Genomic DNA, 16,888 nt, shown 5'->3' on the forward strand with positions numbered 1-16,888 from the left:
AGAATACTCCGCTTATCTGGTTACGGTTATTTAGTGCCTGGAATCAGTTCCAGCACATCGTTAATTGACATCAGGCTGGCTTCGATTTCTGCGGTCCTGCCATTTTTGAGGATTTCCATGGCGGCATTCTGCATGGCCGGATAGGCGGCACGCATCATATGGTTGGCATAAATCACCAGGTTAAAGCCGTGTGCGGCCAGTTCTTCCTCAGTCACTTTGTTGTAACTGGTGGGGACGCAGACTAAGGGAATGGTTGGGAATTCGGATTTGAAAATTTTGGCAAACTCAAACACTTCGTCCGGTGCTTTCTGGCGGCTGTGGATCATGATGCCATCGACGCCCGCGCCTACGTAAGCTTGTGCGCGTTTAACTGCATCAGCAATGCCTTTTTCTAGGATCAGGCTTTCAATACGCGCAATCACCATAAAGTCATCACTCACACGTGCGGCGCGGCCTGCCATGATTTTTTCGCAGAAAGGCTCAATCTCGTCCTGCAATTGCGGCACTTCATTGCCAAATAAGGAATTCTTTTTTAAACCAATTTTGTCTTCAATAATGGTGGCGGAAATACCCAGGCGTTCCATGCTGCGCACATTGAGTTCAAAGTGCTCCAGTTTGCCGCCGGTGTCGGCATCCATAATTAAAGGTTTGGTGGTGACATCAAAGATGTCATTAATATTAGACAGGCGGCTGTTGATCTCAACCGCTTCAATATCGGGTTTGCCGCGGGCGGTAGAGTCGGTCAGTGAGCTAGACCAGAAACCGTCGAACTGGCAGGTTTTGCCATTACGTTGCGCCGTCACATGTTCGGCAATGAGGGCGGAGATCGGATTATGCGCCTCAATAAAACGTGAAATCGGTTTCACCGTCAGCAATCTCTTCAAGGTACGGCGGCGGATATCCGGCGTGGTACCCAGGGCCTGGATCTGGCCGAGCATTTCATTCGAAGACACGCCACGTGTATAAGGAATCTCGATCAGGTGGCCGCCATACTCGGCCAATGCGGCACGTGCACGGTCACGGTAGGGCACCAGCGGGCCTTCCAGCCAGTCGTCGCCATGCACCATGATGTCTGGTTTGTATTTGAGCAGGTTGGGCGCATAGTCCCATTCTTCTTGCGGCACCACATTGACCACGCCGCGAATATTCTCGACGATCTGTTTGCGTTGCTCATACGTCAGATAGGGCAGGCGTTTATGGTCTGCAACCGCTGCGTCTGATAACAGGCCGATGGTGACGTCGCCGTACTTTCTGGCCTGCTCAATAATATTGATATGGCCATGGTGCAGAATGTCTACGGTCATACCTACATAAACGGATGCCATGCAAAACTCCTTCGTAGTCTTTTGGATACCTTATATAAGGTATGCGAATTGGATAGCCTGATTATCGTTGGCAATGCCTAAGAATGATTTGCAGATAAACGCGGAAAACCGGCCTTATATCTTGTGTGATACAGCGGTCATGGAAGGGGTGGAAAACAGCTGTGCTTTAAAAGCAGAATTAAGACAGATTCTCTATTTAGCTCGGTTAATGGTCACGGCACATCTTTTTATAAAATAGATTGGTATAAACAATTTTGTGCAGTTCTTGATAGAAGGCTAAAGATTTTGGTGGAGGGGTCGTAAATAGTTTCAAGTGCATGATTGATCGAAAAAAGAAATTTGCAAGAAGTATTAAAGAAATTTCGTAAGCGGTCGATAACACAACTAACAACGCTAGATAGCAAACATTAAGTGGTAAATAGCGATCAACGTTGAAAGTAACATGACGATTTGACACTTAACTGGGTATACGACTCTAAAGGAGATTTAACATGGCTTCAGTAATTAACACCAACTTGGCATCCTTGAATGCACAACGTAACTTAAACGCTTCACAAAGCAGCCTGAATACTTCTATTCAACGCTTGTCTTCTGGTCTGCGTATTAACAGCGCTAAAGATGATGCGGCTGGTATGGCGATTGCAACACGTATGGACTCACAAGTTCGCGGTATGGATGTTGCAACACGTAACGCTAACGATGCGATCTCTTTCTTGCAAACTGCAGAAGGTGGTTTGAGCAGCGCAACTGACTCATTACAACGTATGCGTGAACTGGCTGTACAGGCAGCCAACGGTTCTTACAGCTCTGGTGACCGTGCAAACCTGGATACAGAATTTTCTCAACTGAAGTCAGAATTGACTCGCTTGAGTACAGCGACCAAGTTTAACGGCCAGGCAGCATTCGGTGCAGGTTACAACTTCCAGATTGGTGCAGACAGTGGCGATACCATTAGTGTGTCTTCTGTTTCAGCGGCTTCTCTGTCTGGTTCCCTGTCTTCAGCAGATGCTGCATCAGATGCGATTACTGCGATTGACGCACAATTGACTGCTGTAAACACTAGCCGTGCGACATTGGGTGCTTACCAAAACCGTTTTGCTTCAGTAGTAAGCAACCTGGGCGTAGCGTCTGAGAACATGTCTGCTGCCAAGTCACGTATCACTGATGCTGACTTCGCTTCAGAAACAGCCAAGATGACACGTGCACAGATTCTGCAACAAGCTGGTACTGCGATGCTGGCTCAAGCGAACCAGTTGCCTAACCAAGTGATGACATTGCTGAGAGGTTAATACATCACACGGTAACGCTAAATCCACAGGCCTAGACCCTGTGGATTTGGCCTAGGTAAAAGGAGCAACATCATGAGTGACTCATCTATAAATGGTGTAGGTGGCAGTTTGCAGGGTGTACAGGCAGCCAGTAGCTTGAAACTGGTGAAATATGCTGAATCAGCTGCGGATAAAGTGACGGCCGATGTGAATGACAAAGCTGCGATTAGCGGTGCAGTCAAAAAGTTAAATGAGTATGTAGCACCAGCGTTACAAACGATAGAGTTTTCTATCGATGATGACAGCGACCGCATCATTGTGAAAGTGGTGGATACCGAAACACAAAAGGTATTACGCCAAATTCCCAATGAAGAGGTGTTGGCCATCAGTAAAACGCTGGATAAATTACGCGGGCTGGTGGTACGACAGACAGCCTGATATTGCGTTTTAATTCGGTTGGGAGATTAAGAAATGGCATCGATTGTATCCTCTACTGGCGCATCTGGCCTGCCTATTGACTCATTAGTCACGGCGCAGATGCAGGCGGAACAGCAACCCATTACCGATATTAAAACCAAAATATCGTCTTACAATACCAAGCTCTCCGCGTACAGCACGCTGAAAAGCGGCTTAAGCACTTTTCAAACGGCCGTTGATAAACTGGCTACCGCAGCCAAGTTTAATGCGCAAGCCGTCACCGCCAGTGACAGCACCAGTATCAGCGCAACTGCGAATGGCACAGCCGTTCTCGGTAACTACAATGTGACGGTCAGCCAGCTGGCGACTTCACAAAAACTGGCCACTTCGGCTTACAGCAGTGCCACCGACATCGTCGGCACCGGCAAAATTACGATCTCTTTTGGTACCTATACGGCAGCAGCTGGCGCGACGCCTGCTTCATTTACAGCCAATGGCGATAAGTCCGATATCACCATCGATATCACCAGCAGCAACAATACGCTGGCAGGTATCCGTGATGCGATCAATGCAAAAAATGCGTCTGTCTCGGCTTCTATTGTCAATGATGGGACCGGTAATCGCCTGGTGATTACGTCTAAAGACACCGGCGAGGTGAATAGCCTCAAAATATCGGTGGCAGATGATGATGGTAACAATACGGATACTGGCGGGCTGTCTGCATTAGCCTACGACCCCTTGGCCAGCAGCAATAATATGACGCAAATGACGGCGGCGAAGAATGCCTTGCTGACCGTGGATGGCATGAGCATCAGTAAATCCAGCAATACGGTGTCTGATGTAATCCAGGGGGTGACTCTGACGTTGAAGTCGGTCACTTCGGCCAGCAATACGCTAAGTGTCAGCACCGATACCGATACGATACAAGCCTCGGTACAAAGCTTTGTCGATGCTTATAACGCATTGAATACTAGCATGCGCAACCTGACCAAGTTCGTATCGGCAGGGTCTAGCTCCAATGGGGCCTTACTCGGTGATTCGACGGCACGCAACATCATGGTCAAATTGAAATCCATGTTGTCCGCATCCTCGCCCACTGCCACAACCTATAAAACGTTGACCGACATTGGGGTCACCATGGGTTCTGATGGGTCCTTGTCGCTGGATAGCACTAAATTGCAAAAAGCTGTCACCAATAACGTTAGTGATGTGGCAAAGCTGTTTTCACCATCGGCGACGTCCACCGATCCGCAAGTGACTTTTGTCAGTAGCAAGGATGACACGGCCTCGGGTACCTATGCGGTGAATATCACGCAATTAGGCGGTAATGGGGTGAATGCCAACGGCACGATCAATGGTGTGACGGCGATTACGACCGGCTCTATTCTGACTGGCGCCAGCGGTAATGCCAGTTATGGCCTGCAATTGAGCGTCACAGGTACTGCGACAGGCAGTCGTGGCACGGTGACCTTCAGCAAGGGCCTGGCAGGGGAGCTCAGCAGCTTGCTGGACGGCTGGCTGGATAGCGAAGGCGCATTGACCACAAAAACAGATGGTATTTCAAGTTCCATTAAAGATTTGAACAAAAAGGCCGATGATATAAGTGCCAAGCTGCCTGCAATTGAAGCACGTTACCGCGCCCAGTACGCAAAACTGGATGCACTGCTCAGTAGCTTACAGAGCACCAGCAGTAACCTGACTTCACAACTGGCCGCGATTAGCGCTAACAGTTAGTTGAAGCGGTAGATGTCTGTAGCGAGCGGCTGGCAAATTATCGTAAACCATACGCTTTAAAGCAGAATTCAGGAGTCAAAAATGTTCGGGATGAAAAAATTAGGTGTTAATGCTTATGCAAGCGTAGGGTTGGAAACCGGTGTGGTGGATGCCAGCCCGTTGAAACTGATCGTTATGCTGTATGACGGTGCAATTTCAGCCTGCATTCATGCCCAGCAAGCGATGGCACAGCACGATATTGCAAAAAAAGGCGAGTACCTGACACAAGCAGTGACTATCGTCGATAGCGGCTTACGTGCCTGCCTGGACAAGCGTGCCGGTGGCAACATTGCGCAAAATCTGGACCAGCTTTATCAATACATGACACGTACGCTGATGGAAGCCAGCGTGCGTCAGGATGCGAAAAAAGTACAAGAAATTCAACATTTACTGATGGAATTAAAGAGCGCGTGGGAAACACTGGAAAAGTCAGCCATGGCGCGTCCAGTGCAAGCGGATATGTCTTTGGGCCAGATGGTCGCCCAGAAAACAAATGAATTGCAACAGATGGGGCAAGTTAACCGTTTGGCCACTGCCGGAGCCTAAGATGTCACAAGCACTGATTAATACTTACGAATCTGCCGCAAAACTGATGGAGCAGATGTTGATTGCGGCACGCAAGGATGCCTGGGAAAAAGTCACCGAGCTGGAGCAGTCCTATATGCTTAAACTCGAAGTGGTCAAAAGCCTGGAGCAAACCATGCGTCTGGAGTCTCAGGCACTGACACCAGAACTCAATGCCCGTAAACAGGCCTTGGTGCAGAAGATTTTGGCTGATGATGGTGAAATCAGGAATTTGCTCTATCCGGTGATGCACCGCATCACCGATATGATCTTTGATGCGCAATTACATGCGCGCATCCCCCCGGACGTGATATAGATGTTACCGATTCCGCAAGTTCTCTCACAACGTATTATCGCGAGTGAAACAGAGAGCTTGCGTGCAGTTTCTTCGATCATGCCGGTCGAAGGCACGCAGTCTGAAGCCCCTTTATGGGAGCGCATGCGGCCTGGCATGCAGTTTACCGGCCTGATTCTGCAAAAAGAAACAGGGGCCGCCAAAGCCTCAGAACTGGCACAGTTCAAGGTTCAAATCCAACTTCCTAATCAAGCACCAACAACGGTACAGATGCAGTTGCCTGCCCACCTGGCACAACAGCAAACCCTGCATATGCAGTTTATGGGCCTGGCGCAGCAAGGTGCAGGCAAAGAGATCCTGCCGCAAGTGAAATGGGGTGTGCAGCCAGGCAATAGCCAGGCCAACACCGGCACAGCACACTTGGCTGAGACCGCCTTGCTGACAGATATGTCACAGTCCGATCATGGCGAACATCTGCAGGACATGGTGAAAACAGCGGCTGGCCAAGCCAGCCTGGTTGAGCTAAGTAGCCCGGCCAAGCATTTGCAACGCTGGCTAAGCTCTTCTGAATTTCAGCAACAAACCACTGCTTTGCAAGCGCAAACCGTGGTCAGTCATAGCCCGCAAAAACCACAAGTACTGGCACAAGACCTGAAACATGCGCTGGATAGCTCTGGCCTGTTTTATGAGTCGCACCTGAAAGAGGCGACACTGGGAAGCCGGCCCTGGCACCAGTTATTGCAGGAGCCACAAAACAAACCCGGCCTGGTGCCGCCCGAGATGGTCGCGCAACAGTTACAGGTGCTGGAACAGCAGCGCGTCGTGTGGCATGGCGAGGTGTGGCCAGGGCAAACCATGCAATGGCAAGTGAATGAGCAGGAGAACTCGGCCCATTCGTCAGACGAGCCGGTGTTGAACAGTTTGCAGAGCGACCTGACCTTGCATTTGCCGCGCCTGGGTGAGGTGTCAGTCAAGATCACCATGGTTAACGGACGTTTCAGCGTACGTGTTGAACCGGAAGATGCCAAGGCTTTGAAAGAGATGCAGTCTGGTCGTAGTCAGTTGGCCATGAGTTTGCAGTCTGCGGGTTTAAAACTGGAGTCTTTACAGATTAGCCAGGATGACACGGCGCAAGACAGGCGGCAGTATGCAGCAGGATAAACTGTATACACAGTCTGCTGTCGCCCTGGCTTATGAAGCCGGTGATCTGGCGCCACGCGTGGTTGCCAAAGGCAATGGTTTACTGGCTGAGCGCATTATTGCGCTGGCGAAAGAACATGAGGTGTATGTGCATGAGTCGCAGGCCTTGTTGAGCCTGTTGATGCAGGTAGAACTGGATGCCCATATTCCGCCGCAGTTGTATCAGGCGATCGCCGAGATCCTGGCATGGTTATATCAATTAGAGCAGGGGGAAACGCGGGAGCCGCCTGCTGTGTAGGCAGTTGATGCAGGATATGCCGTTTTAGACTTGCATGTTCATCATGTCCTGGTAGGCGGTGACCAGTTTATTACGCACCTGCACCGTGGCCTGGAAAGCGATATTGGCTTTCTGGCCAGAAATCATGACATCAGACAGGCTGACATTGTCATTACCCATGGCAAAGTCCTGCCCCAGTTTTTCTGATTGCAGTTGCATATTGTTGACCTGGTCCAGTGAGGCTTTCAATGCATCGCTAAAGCTGACCTGGCTGGTCGGGGCCGCTGCATTGGTTTTCTGCACTGGATTTGCGATGGCCGCGCTACCCAAACCTTCAGGTTTTTGAGCGGCAGCACGCAATTGTGCCAGCATGGACGAGATGCGTTGTGCATCAATACCGCCTGCGTTCATGGTGGGCTCCTTTCATCGTCTGGGCAGATTAAGCCCTTAATTGTCATGGTAGACACTTTAGCATTCTGTGCTACCGGGTGCTTTGTAAAATAGGCAACATTAATCCGTCTTATTTGCCAATTTGAAAATAAACAGTAAGCGCATAATGTGATCCATGTGAGTGTGTCCTTAAAACGCATTCGAGTTCAAAAAGGTGTTTTTGAGTCAGCCAACCCGGATCGGGCGCTAAATTCAGAAAGCCTGCGGTAGTAAACATGGAGGTTCAGATGGCTGCTGACGCTGCCTTACTTACATCAACTGGTGAGTCCAACGGTACACCGAATATGTTTGGTCAACTCGGACAGAAGCTGCTATTGGTCGCAGGTATTGCGGCCGTGGTTGCCGTGATGATTGTGTTCTGGCTGTGGAGTCAGAAGCCGGATTACCGCGTCTTGTTCTCCAACTTTGCCGACAAAGATGGTGGCGCCATTGTCGCTGAGCTCGACAAGTTAAGTGTCCCTTATCAGTTTGCTGAAGGCGGCAATGCGATTTTGGTCCCTGCTGACCAGGTGCATCAGGTGCGTTTGAAATTAGCCGCACAAGGCTTGCCAAAAGGCGGCAATATCGGCTTCGAATTACTGGAAAACCAGAAGTTTGGTGTGTCGCAGTTTGTGGAGCAAGTCAACTTCCAGCGTGGCCTGGAAGGCGAGCTCGAACGTAGTATCCAGTCCATTTCTGCTGTGCAGGCCGCCCGTATCCATTTAGCGATTCCAAAACCAAGCGTATTCGTGCGCGAGCAACAATACCCAACGGCCTCGGTGTTATTAAACCTGCATAATGGTCGTCGTCTTGACGGTCAGCAAGTCGCAGCGGTGGTTCATCTGGTCGCTAGTAGCGTCCCTAACTTGTCTGCAGACCATGTGACTGTGGTCGACCAGAACGGTAATTTGTTGTCTGACACGACCAACAAGGTCAAACAAAACGGCCTGGATCCGGAGCAAATGGCTTACGTGGAAAATATGCAGAGCAGCATTGCCCGCCGCGTGGAGTCGATTATTACCCCTATCGTTGGTGCCAAGAATGTGCACGCCGAAACCAGTGCAGAGATTGATTTCTCTATGACTGAACAAGCCAACGAGTCATACAAACCCAATACCAAACCTGATGATATGGCGATTCGCAGTGCGCAAAGCCATGAGTCACAAAATGCCAGCGGCAGTAATGGCGCAGTACCTGGTGCTTTGTCTAACCAGCCACCAGGTGAGTCTACTGCACCGATTAATGCCCCGGGTGCGCAAGCGCCTGGTGAAAATGCGCCGCCTGCTGCTGCACCAGCACCACCACAAAATACCCAAAAAGATAACACGACCAACTACGAGCTGGATAAAACAGTCAGCTACATCCAGCAAGCTAAAGGCGGTATCAAGCGCCTGCACGTTGCGGTGGTGGTGAATCATATCCCTGTGGTTGATAGCACTGGTAAAACGACTTATCGTGCCTTGAGCAATGCCGAGAAGCAGCAAGTGAGTGACCTCGCCATGCAAGCCATGGGCTTTAACAAAGAGCGTGGTGATACGATTTCTGTCGTCAACACCCCGTTTATTGCCGAAGCACAGGACAAGCTGGTGGAGCCACCATTGTGGAAAGATCCACTGGTGATTGAGTATGGTAAAGATGCCTTGCGTTTTCTGGCAGGGGTGATTGTGTTGATGATGGTTTACAAAAAACTGCTCAAACCAATGGCCAACAAACTGACCGGTGCTGACAAGAAAGAGCAAGCGCTGGCTGCAGGTGCGGCCGCACTGACCGGCCCTGACGGACTGCCTATTGCAGGCGCCACCGGTGCAGAAGGGGATGATACCTTGGTGACCTTGAGTGGTGATGCGACAGCATTACCGGGTGGTCTGGACCAGACCCTGCAAGCGGCAAAACAGGTAGCGAAAGATAACCCACGTATGGTGGCTAATGTTGTGTCCAGCTGGACCTCCGCGGAGAAGTAGTGCATGAGTGACCAGGGATTAACCAGAAGTGCAATCTTGATGCTGGCGCTCGGTGAAGACGAGGCGGCTGAAGTGATGAAGCATTTGTCACCGAAAGAGGTGCAGCGCCTAGGGATTGTCATGGCGTCGATGAAGCCAGTACCACGCGAAGAGGTTGAGCAGGTGCTGGAAAAGTTCATGCTGGACTTTGCTAGCAGCAGCGATTTCGGTCTCGATTCGGACAGCTATATCCGCTCGGTGCTGATCAAAGCTTTTGGTGATGACAAAGCCTCCAACTTGCTGAACCGTATTCCGCAATCACAAGATGCGGCGGGCATAGAAAGCCTGAAGTGGATGGATGCCTTTAGTGTGGCGGACTTTATCAAGAACGAGCATCCACAGATTATTGCCACCATTTTGTCTCATCTGGAGGCAGAACAGTCCGCAGAAATTTTAGGGCATTTTACCGAGCGTTTGCGCCAGGACGTGATTTTGCGTATTGCGACGCTGGACAGTATCAAACCGACTGCGTTGAGAGAGTTGAATGAAGGCATGCTGAAAATGCTGGCCGGTAATGACAACATTAAGCGGCAGGCGATCGGTGGCGTCAAAACCGCTGCCGAGATCATGAACTACATTAGTGGCGAACATGAGGCCAAACTGATGGATGGCCTTAAAAGCTACGATGACAATATGGCGCAGCAAATCATGGATCAGATGTTTGTGTTTGACAACATCATGGAGATCGATGACAGAGGCATTCAGGTGCTGCTGCGTGAAGTACAGTCAGACATGCTGATCGTGGCCCTGAAAGGCACCTCAGATGAAATGAAAGAAAAATTCTTCCGCAATATGTCGTCGCGTGCGGCTGACATGATGCGTGAAGACCTGGAAAGCCGTGGGCCAGTCAAGCTGTCAGAAGTTGAAGGCCAGCAGAAACAAATATTGCAAATTATCCGTCGCTTGTCAGATGAAGGTCAGATCATGCTGGCTGGCAAAGGCGACAGTGAGCAATATCTATAAACGCATGATATAAGGAAAGTGTCTCATGGTAGCTTCTGCAATTCCAAAAGAACAAATGAGCGCCTATCAACGCTGGGAGATGGCCAGCTTTGATGATTCCATCTCCAGTGAGCGTGTTAAACGTGAACGCGAGCAGGCCGAGGAAAATGCACGTACGGTCAGCCAGATTCTGAAGCAGGTCAGGCAAGAGGCTTATGAAGAGGGCTTTAAAACCGGTTACGGCGATGGTATGACACACGCCCAGTCGCAAATTGACACAGAGCGCCAGCAATTGTCGCAAATGGCCGCCAGCTTTCAGCAGGCATTGGCCATGCAGGATGTCAGCGTGGCCGAGTCTGTGTTGAGCCTGGCGCTGGACCTGGCAAAAGCCATGATGAAAACCAAATTGCAGGTGGATCCGCAAGCGGTGATTCCTGTGGTACTCGATGCCATGCATTACTTGCCTCAAGTCAAACAGCCTGCCAGGTTGATCGTGCATCATGAAGATGCCAAAGTACTGCGTGCCCATATTGGTGAGCAACTGAAAGAACAAGGCTGGCAACTGGTTGAGGATAGCCAGATTGAGCGTGGTGGCTGCCTGGTGGAAACCGCAGAAAACCAGATTGATGCCAGCAATGAAATGCGCTGGAAACGCCTGGTGCAAGGCTTGTCACGCGTGGATGACTGGCATAAACCTGTCGCTAGCAATGAATAATGTGTGCAGCCTATTGAGCAGCGATTGTGATTGATGCAAGCATGACAGACCCTAATACCGCCGTAGATGCCAGCCCAGTGTTGGCAGAAGACTTGGTTAATGATGCGGATGTGACGCCAACCGCAGATGCCAATGTCATGGCAGACCAGGCAGAAATTGCCGCGCCTGCCGAACAGGACTTGCCACCCAATGTGCATAACGAGCGTTGGCAAAGTTACCTTAAAGACTGTAGAGAACTGATTCATTTGGTTGAACCACTGGAAGTGGCTGGACGTATCGTCAAAGTCACCGGCCTGATCATGGTTGCAACCGGTATCAAAATGCCGATTGGCGGCGCCTGTTTTATTCCGCTGCAAGATGGCGGCCGCGTTGAAGCCGAAGTCGTCGGTTTTGATGGCGAAAACTTGCTGTTAATGCCACAGTCAGCCGTTGATGGTGTCGTGCCTGGCGCCAAAGTATTCAGTATGGAAGTCACCGAGACCTTGCCTAAACCGCAATTTGGTCGCCCGCCACGCCGTCGTGCACAAGACCGTGCACGTCATTTTCCGGTAGGCGATGGTTTGCTCGGCCGCGTGGTCGATGCTGCGGGTAATCCGCTGGATAACCTGGGCCCGATCTCCACTGAAGTCATGGCGCCGTTAAGTGGGCGTGTGATTAACCCACTGATGCGCGCACCGATTGAAGATACGCTGGATGTAGGCGTACGTGCAATCAATGCCATGTTAACCGTTGGTCGCGGGCAACGCCTGGGCCTGTTTGCGGGTTCTGGTGTGGGTAAAAGCGTATTGCTGGGCATGATGGCGCGTTATACCACCGCCGATGTGATTGTGGTTGGCCTGATTGGTGAGCGGGGCCGCGAAGTACAAGAGTTTATTGAACAGATTTTAGGGCCAGAAGGCCTGGCACGCTCAGTGGTGGTGGCTGCCCCGGCAGACGTTTCGGCACTGATGCGTTTGCAAGGGGCCAATTACGCCACTGCGATTGCCGAGCGTTTTCGCCAGCAAGGCAAAAACGTATTGTTAATCATGGATTCACTGACACGCTATGCCATGGCGCAACGTGAAATCGCCTTGGCGATTGGTGAGCCACCAGCGACCAAAGGCTACCCACCTTCAGTGTTTGCCAAATTACCCGCGCTGGTTGAGCGTACCGGTAACGGCGCCAGGGGCGAGGGCTCAATTACCGCTTTTTATACCGTGCTGACCGAAGGGGATGACCAGCAGGATCCGATTGCTGATTCTGCACGTGCCATTCTCGATGGCCATATCGTGCTTAACCGTACCCTGGCTGAGAGCGGGCATTATCCGGCGATTGATATTGAACAGTCGATCAGCCGTGCCATGCACAATATCACCAGTAAAGAGCACCAGCAGGCCGCACGTTTGCTCAAGCAGTTATATTCGCGTTATTTGCGTAACCAGGATCTGATTGCCGTTGGCGCTTACCAGCCAGGCTCTGATCCTATGCTGGATGTGGCGATTAAAAAGCGTGACCAGATCAATGCATTTTTGCAGCAGGACATTGATGAAAGTGCCTATATGCAAGCCTGTTTGCAGCAGTTGGCGCAAACCATTTCTTGAGGCAATCTTTAATACGTTATGGCCAAACAGTCGACACAAACGCTGACACTGCTGATTCAACTGGCGACAGACGAGGTGGACGCTGCCATGCAAGACCTGGCGCAAGCCATGCAACTGCTTGAACAGGCACAACAGCAGCGCACCATGCTGGAACAATATCAGCAAGAGTATGAGCAGCAATGGCAGTTGGCATCACAAAAAGGCCTCAAAGCCGATTTATACCGCAATTTTCAGGGCTTTTTCTCGCAATTGGAATTGGCCGTGCGCAGTCAAAATGCTCAAATCGAACAATGTCAGGCGAATGTCCTGCAAAAACGACAGCTATTGCAGGAAAAACAGCGCAAACAAAAGTCCTTTGAAGTTCTGATGACGCGAGCAGCAACGATGCAAGCAAAAGCAGAGGGCAAGCGTGATCAGAAACTGATGGATGAGTTTGCAAGCCGTGCCAAGCGCATGCGTCTGTAAAACAAATGTTGACCGGGAGAGTCATATGGCGTTTTTGAATTCCGCAACTTTACTGAATATGGGGGCCGATGCCGTGAAAACAGCATCGCCCAATCAGGTGTCACAAGACGCACAGAGCAATGGTTCTGATGAGTTTGCACAGGCGTTGCGCAAGCAAATGCAGCAAAGTAGCAAGCCTGTGATCCCAACTGCCAATAAGGCGACGGCTGATAAGGTAGATGCACCTAAACCTGAGCCGACAAAATCCGCGACAGCAGAAAAAGCGCCTGCTGCACCAAACAATACGGTCAAGTCAGAAGACAGTCCACAAAAGACCGCGGCTGATAGCAGCGACGAACATACGAGTGCTGAAGCAGCAGCCAGCACTGAAGAGACTGCTGCGTCCGCAACGACCAGCAATACAAAAGACCCTGCCGACGTGATTGAAACAGCGCAAGAGCGCAAAAAACGTTTATTGGCAGACCTGGCCGCGAATGATCAACTGCCACCAGGCATTTCGCCGTGGATGCAAACCATGATTGCCATGCGTCCAACCACAGCACAAACCGATAGCCAGCCTAAAGCTGAATTGAGTACCGATGGTGCTAGCGTGACAGTAGATAGCGAGCAATTGCCTGCTGTTGATGGCAATGCCTTGGCTTTGCCACTGGAAACTGAGGCAACGGCTAAAACCACACTTGCACAGATACCGACCGGGCCTGCTGTGAATGTAGAGCAGGATGATCAGGCCGCCGATTTCAAACAATTGCTGGCTGGCAATGCACAGGCTGAAACGGCTAAAGAGTCACCTGGTATTTCTGAAACCTTGGTCAATGCTAAATTAATGGCAGAGGCGACAGGCGAAGCAGGACGTACAACGCAGGCTTTTAATGAGATGCGTGGGGCGGATGCACAAGCCGATATATTGAATTTACCACAGCAGCCAGCGGCGCAAGCCTTATCCAATAGCACATGGCTGAATGCGGCTGGTGTGGCGCAAAGCAGCTCTGTGGCGATGTCGCAAATTGCGGCGCCGTTTGGCAATGAGCGCTGGCAAACCGCCATGAACCAGCATGTGATGAATATGGTAGGCAGTGGCGACGATGTGGCCAGCCTGACCTTGTCACCACCCGACTTGGGTCCCATTCAAGTCGTGCTGAAAGTGGATAACCAGTCTGTGAATACCAGCTTTATTACTGATAACCCGCTGGTCCGTCAGGCATTGGAAGATGGTATGCAGGATTTGCGTGAGCGCATGCAGTCACAAGGCTTGCAGTTGGGCCAAACCTTTGTTGGTGATGGTCAGCAGGCGCAACAGCATTTTGAGCAACAAACGTCACGCCAAGGTGGTCAGTCATCAGGCACAGCAGGCGAAACGGACGCTGTGCTTGCGCCTCAAGCCATTAAAACCACGGTCGCACGTGGCCTGGTTGACACCTTTGTTTAAACTGCGGGCAGGCAATCTGCCTGCCAGTAGGTATAAATTTCGATTAAACGCTGATTTAACCCTTTTATCCGTCAATCTCCAGCGCGCTGTTTTGCGCATAATGACACCATAAACACTCTAGGTTTAATGTAAGAAAGGTTTGTGTCATGGCTCAAGAACCGGCGAAAGCAGCTGGTGCCGCAGAAGCGGCGCCAAAATCCAAGAAAAAACTCATTCTGATATTGGCCGTCGTGCTGGCATTAGCTGCCGGTGGCGGTGCTGCCGCATTCTTTTTGATGAAGAAACCAGAAGCGCATCAGGCAAAAGGCAAGGCGGGCGATAAGGCTGAGCACGCCGAAGATGCTGAGGGCGAAGCAATTAGCGAGGAGTCTGCGGAAGAGGAAGCGCCAGAAGAGTCTGGTGGTCATGCTGATCCGAAAACGGCTTTGACTTATGTGCCATTTGAAACATTTACGGTGAATTTGTTACCAGACCCGGATGACAAGTTCCTGCAGCTCGATTTGACCATGGAAGTGAAAGGCGCTGAGCTGGCAGAAAAAATGAAAGCACAGATGCCTGCCTTGCGTAACCGCGTACTGTTATTGCTCACCAGCAAAAAAGCTTCCGATATTTCTACACCGGAAGGCAAAGCACAACTGAGTCAAGAGTTGCTGGTTGAACTGAAAAAACCGCTCGCTGCACACGGTAAGCCACTGAAAGTCACACAGGTATTATTTACCTCGTTCGTGATTCAGTAATGTTATGAGCCCAGTAGTTTAAAGTGAGTCATCATGTCAGCTGACAAGTTTTTATCACAAGACGAAATTGATGCGCTGCTCAAAGGCGTAGACGGCGATGACGAGAGTGAATCGTCTGGTAAAGACGATGTTAGCGTTCGTAACTACAACCTTGCCACGCAAGAACGGATCGTGCGCGGCCGCATGGCCACGCTGGAAATGATTAATGAGCGCTATGCGCGTTTATTGCGTGTTGAGCTGTTCAACTTCCTGCGCCGCACCGTTGAAGTCTCGGTCGGGCCAGTCAGGATTATCAAATATACCGACTTTATCCGTAACCTGGTGGTGCCTACCAACCTCAACCTGATTCACATTAGTCCCTTACGCGGCACCGGTGTGCTCGTGATAGATCCTACCTTGGTGTTTTTGGTGGTGGACAATATGTTTGGCGGCGATGGCCGCTTTCACACCCGCGTCGAAGGCCGTGATTTTACCGCGACCGAACAGCGCATTATCCAGCGCATCCTGGGCATCATGTTCGAATCGTATGAAAAGGCTTGGGCACCGGTATATCCGATCAAGTTTGAGTACCTGCGTTCAGAAATGAATACGCAGTTTGCCAACATCGCCACGCCGAATGAGGTGGTGGTGGCCATTACCTTCAATATTGAGCTGGGCCCGAATAGCGGTGAAATGCATTTTTGCGTGCCGTATTCCATGGTCGAGCCGATTAAAGACCTGCTGACCTCTCCATTACAAGGTGAAAACCTGGGCGGCGATAAGCGTTGGGTCAAATTGATGACGCAGCAAATTCAAGCCGCAGAAGTCGAGATTGTCGCTAATCTGGCCACGCGTAAATTGACGGTGGCAGACTTGCTGGAGCTGAAAGAAGGCGATGTGATCCCGATTAATATCAGTGACAGCATCGAAGGACAAATTGACAACATTCCGGTCATGGAGTGTCGTTATGGAGTATTTAACGGGCAGTACGCCCTCAAGGTTGAAAAGTTAATTCGCGCTGACGGTAGTCAGGAGCAATTGCAAGGAGAGTCATAATGGCTATGGATCCCGCCACTAATAGTGCAGATGATGATATGAATGCAGCGATGGCTGCCATGGGAGTGTCTGACCCCGGTGATGTGCAGACGATTGCGGAAGATGACTGGGGAGCAGCCTTGGCTGAGCAAACCCAGGCTGAGTCTTCGGCGTTGCAGGAGCCAACCAGCAAGACGGCTGTCTTTAACGAGTTTAGCAGCAACAATAAACTGGAAGGCACGCAGAATGATATCGACTTCATTCTGGATATTCCGGTACAGTTGACCGTTGAGCTAGGCCGCACCAAAATTTCGATCAAGAACCTGTTGCAACTGGCGCAAGGCTCTGTGGTTGAACTGGACGGCATGGCGGGTGAACCGATGGATGTACTGGTCAATGGCTGCCTGATTGCCCAAGGTGAGGTGGTGGTGGTGAATGACAAGTTTGGTATTCGCTTAACCGATATCATTACCCCGGCCGAGCGTATTCGCAAACTGAATCGTTAATGGTTTTTTTGAATC

The 16,888-nt window shown here is 50.7% G+C and carries 18 protein-coding genes; 16 read left to right on the forward strand and 2 right to left on the reverse strand.

Annotated elements, in window-relative coordinates:
- Positions 1 to 26 precede the first annotated feature (26 nt).
- A complete protein-coding gene (aepX, locus tag GQ52_RS10915) occupies positions 27 to 1,325 on the reverse strand; it encodes a phosphoenolpyruvate mutase (RefSeq protein ID WP_019882558.1) in 1,299 nt (432 codons plus the stop codon).
- A gap of 491 nt (positions 1,326 to 1,816) precedes the next feature.
- On the opposite strand from aepX, the gene GQ52_RS10920 reads away from it, so the two are divergent.
- From GQ52_RS10920 to GQ52_RS10950, 7 genes are all read left to right on the forward strand, one after another.
- Complete coding sequence (locus GQ52_RS10920) at positions 1,817 to 2,614, forward strand: flagellin (protein ID WP_024931098.1); 798 nt, start codon at positions 1,817 to 1,819, stop codon at positions 2,612 to 2,614.
- Between the two features lie 72 nt (positions 2,615 to 2,686).
- Entirely contained in the window at positions 2,687 to 3,031 is a 345-nt protein-coding gene (locus GQ52_RS10925) for a flagellar protein FlaG (protein ID WP_019882556.1), read from the forward strand.
- 33 nt (positions 3,032 to 3,064) lie between these two features.
- Positions 3,065 to 4,744 carry a flagellar filament capping protein FliD gene (fliD, locus tag GQ52_RS10930; RefSeq protein WP_024931100.1) on the forward strand — a complete coding sequence of 560 codons (1,680 nt, stop codon included), beginning with the start codon at positions 3,065 to 3,067 and terminating at the stop codon, positions 4,742 to 4,744.
- An 81-nt stretch (positions 4,745 to 4,825) separates the two neighbouring features.
- Positions 4,826 to 5,329, forward strand: coding sequence for a flagellar export chaperone FliS (gene fliS / locus GQ52_RS10935; RefSeq protein WP_024931101.1), 504 nt, complete (start codon positions 4,826 to 4,828; stop codon positions 5,327 to 5,329).
- A 1-nt stretch (position 5,330) separates the two neighbouring features.
- The gene (locus GQ52_RS10940; protein ID WP_019882553.1) at positions 5,331 to 5,663 is read left to right on the forward strand and encodes a flagellar protein FliT; all 333 of its coding nucleotides are present in this window, start codon (positions 5,331 to 5,333) and stop codon (positions 5,661 to 5,663) included.
- Positions 5,664 to 6,803, forward strand: coding sequence for a flagellar hook-length control protein FliK (locus GQ52_RS10945; RefSeq protein ID WP_047517661.1), 1,140 nt, complete (start codon positions 5,664 to 5,666; stop codon positions 6,801 to 6,803). It begins immediately after the preceding gene.
- A complete protein-coding gene (locus GQ52_RS10950) occupies positions 6,790 to 7,080 on the forward strand; it encodes an EscU/YscU/HrcU family type III secretion system export apparatus switch protein (RefSeq protein ID WP_019882551.1) in 291 nt (96 codons plus the stop codon). Before GQ52_RS10945 ends, GQ52_RS10950 begins: the two co-directional genes overlap by 14 nt.
- A 24-nt stretch (positions 7,081 to 7,104) precedes the next feature.
- On the opposite strand, the gene fliE is transcribed toward GQ52_RS10950, so the two are convergent.
- Positions 7,105 to 7,470: a flagellar hook-basal body complex protein FliE gene (fliE, locus tag GQ52_RS10955; RefSeq protein ID WP_019882550.1), complete on the reverse strand. Its 366-nt coding sequence runs from the start codon at positions 7,468 to 7,470 to the stop codon at positions 7,105 to 7,107.
- A gap of 266 nt (positions 7,471 to 7,736) precedes the next feature.
- On the opposite strand from fliE, the gene fliF reads away from it, so the two are divergent.
- The 9 genes from fliF to fliN all read left to right on the forward strand — a co-directional run bounded on the left by fliF (position 7,737) and on the right by fliN (position 16,873).
- On the forward strand, positions 7,737 to 9,449 hold the full coding sequence (gene fliF / locus GQ52_RS10960) for a flagellar basal-body MS-ring/collar protein FliF (protein WP_047517664.1): 1,713 nt from the start codon (positions 7,737 to 7,739) through the stop codon (positions 9,447 to 9,449).
- A 3-nt stretch (positions 9,450 to 9,452) separates the two neighbouring features.
- Complete coding sequence (gene fliG / locus GQ52_RS10965; protein ID WP_024931105.1) at positions 9,453 to 10,451, forward strand: flagellar motor switch protein FliG; 999 nt, start codon at positions 9,453 to 9,455, stop codon at positions 10,449 to 10,451.
- A 25-nt stretch (positions 10,452 to 10,476) separates the two neighbouring features.
- Positions 10,477 to 11,145, forward strand: a complete 669-nt coding sequence (locus GQ52_RS10970; protein ID WP_019882547.1) for a flagellar assembly protein FliH — start codon at positions 10,477 to 10,479, stop codon at positions 11,143 to 11,145.
- A gap of 137 nt (positions 11,146 to 11,282) precedes the next feature.
- Complete coding sequence (gene fliI / locus GQ52_RS10975) at positions 11,283 to 12,725, forward strand: flagellar protein export ATPase FliI (protein WP_200884081.1); 1,443 nt, start codon at positions 11,283 to 11,285, stop codon at positions 12,723 to 12,725.
- Between the two features lie 18 nt (positions 12,726 to 12,743).
- On the forward strand, positions 12,744 to 13,190 hold the full coding sequence (gene fliJ / locus GQ52_RS10980; protein ID WP_047517669.1) for a flagellar export protein FliJ: 447 nt from the start codon (positions 12,744 to 12,746) through the stop codon (positions 13,188 to 13,190).
- A gap of 25 nt (positions 13,191 to 13,215) precedes the next feature.
- Complete coding sequence (locus GQ52_RS10985) at positions 13,216 to 14,616, forward strand: flagellar hook-length control protein FliK (RefSeq protein ID WP_047517671.1); 1,401 nt, start codon at positions 13,216 to 13,218, stop codon at positions 14,614 to 14,616.
- A 146-nt stretch (positions 14,617 to 14,762) separates the two neighbouring features.
- The gene (locus tag GQ52_RS10990) at positions 14,763 to 15,353 is read left to right on the forward strand and encodes a flagellar basal body-associated FliL family protein (protein ID WP_019882543.1); all 591 of its coding nucleotides are present in this window, start codon (positions 14,763 to 14,765) and stop codon (positions 15,351 to 15,353) included.
- 33 nt (positions 15,354 to 15,386) lie between these two features.
- Complete coding sequence (fliM, locus tag GQ52_RS10995; RefSeq protein WP_047517673.1) at positions 15,387 to 16,388, forward strand: flagellar motor switch protein FliM; 1,002 nt, start codon at positions 15,387 to 15,389, stop codon at positions 16,386 to 16,388.
- Positions 16,388 to 16,873, forward strand: a complete 486-nt coding sequence (fliN, locus tag GQ52_RS11000) for a flagellar motor switch protein FliN (protein ID WP_019882541.1) — start codon at positions 16,388 to 16,390, stop codon at positions 16,871 to 16,873. The genes fliM and fliN overlap by 1 nt, the downstream gene beginning before the upstream one ends.
- Positions 16,874 to 16,888: the final 15 nt, after the last annotated feature.

Origin of the sequence: Methylophilus sp. Q8, assembly GCF_000800115.1 — a bacterium.
GTDB lineage: Bacteria > Pseudomonadota > Gammaproteobacteria > Burkholderiales > Methylophilaceae > Methylophilus.

What these genes read in the sequence shown, in the direction of transcription:
- fliM (WP_047517673.1), top strand. Translation starts at nt 15,387, where the DNA reads ATGTCAGCTGACAAGTTTTTATCACAAGACGAAATTGATGCGCTGCTC.
- fliD (WP_024931100.1), top strand. Translation starts at nt 3,065, where the DNA reads ATGGCATCGATTGTATCCTCTACTGGCGCATCTGGCCTGCCTATTGAC.
- GQ52_RS10945 (WP_047517661.1), top strand. Translation starts at nt 5,664, where the DNA reads ATGTTACCGATTCCGCAAGTTCTCTCACAACGTATTATCGCGAGTGAA.
- fliI (WP_200884081.1), top strand. Translation starts at nt 11,283, where the DNA reads ATGGCAGACCAGGCAGAAATTGCCGCGCCTGCCGAACAGGACTTGCCA.
- GQ52_RS10940 (WP_019882553.1), top strand. Translation starts at nt 5,331, where the DNA reads ATGTCACAAGCACTGATTAATACTTACGAATCTGCCGCAAAACTGATG.
- GQ52_RS10990 (WP_019882543.1), top strand. Translation starts at nt 14,763, where the DNA reads ATGGCTCAAGAACCGGCGAAAGCAGCTGGTGCCGCAGAAGCGGCGCCA.
- aepX (WP_019882558.1), bottom strand. Translation starts at nt 1,325, where the DNA reads ATGGCATCCGTTTATGTAGGTATGACCGTAGACATTCTGCACCATGGC.
- GQ52_RS10920 (WP_024931098.1), top strand. Translation starts at nt 1,817, where the DNA reads ATGGCTTCAGTAATTAACACCAACTTGGCATCCTTGAATGCACAACGT.
- fliG (WP_024931105.1), top strand. Translation starts at nt 9,453, where the DNA reads ATGAGTGACCAGGGATTAACCAGAAGTGCAATCTTGATGCTGGCGCTC.
- fliF (WP_047517664.1), top strand. Translation starts at nt 7,737, where the DNA reads ATGGCTGCTGACGCTGCCTTACTTACATCAACTGGTGAGTCCAACGGT.
- GQ52_RS10950 (WP_019882551.1), top strand. Translation starts at nt 6,790, where the DNA reads ATGCAGCAGGATAAACTGTATACACAGTCTGCTGTCGCCCTGGCTTAT.
- fliJ (WP_047517669.1), top strand. Translation starts at nt 12,744, where the DNA reads ATGGCCAAACAGTCGACACAAACGCTGACACTGCTGATTCAACTGGCG.
- fliS (WP_024931101.1), top strand. Translation starts at nt 4,826, where the DNA reads ATGTTCGGGATGAAAAAATTAGGTGTTAATGCTTATGCAAGCGTAGGG.
- GQ52_RS10985 (WP_047517671.1), top strand. Translation starts at nt 13,216, where the DNA reads ATGGCGTTTTTGAATTCCGCAACTTTACTGAATATGGGGGCCGATGCC.
- GQ52_RS10925 (WP_019882556.1), top strand. Translation starts at nt 2,687, where the DNA reads ATGAGTGACTCATCTATAAATGGTGTAGGTGGCAGTTTGCAGGGTGTA.
- fliE (WP_019882550.1), bottom strand. Translation starts at nt 7,470, where the DNA reads ATGAACGCAGGCGGTATTGATGCACAACGCATCTCGTCCATGCTGGCA.
- fliN (WP_019882541.1), top strand. Translation starts at nt 16,388, where the DNA reads ATGGCTATGGATCCCGCCACTAATAGTGCAGATGATGATATGAATGCA.
- GQ52_RS10970 (WP_019882547.1), top strand. Translation starts at nt 10,477, where the DNA reads ATGGTAGCTTCTGCAATTCCAAAAGAACAAATGAGCGCCTATCAACGC.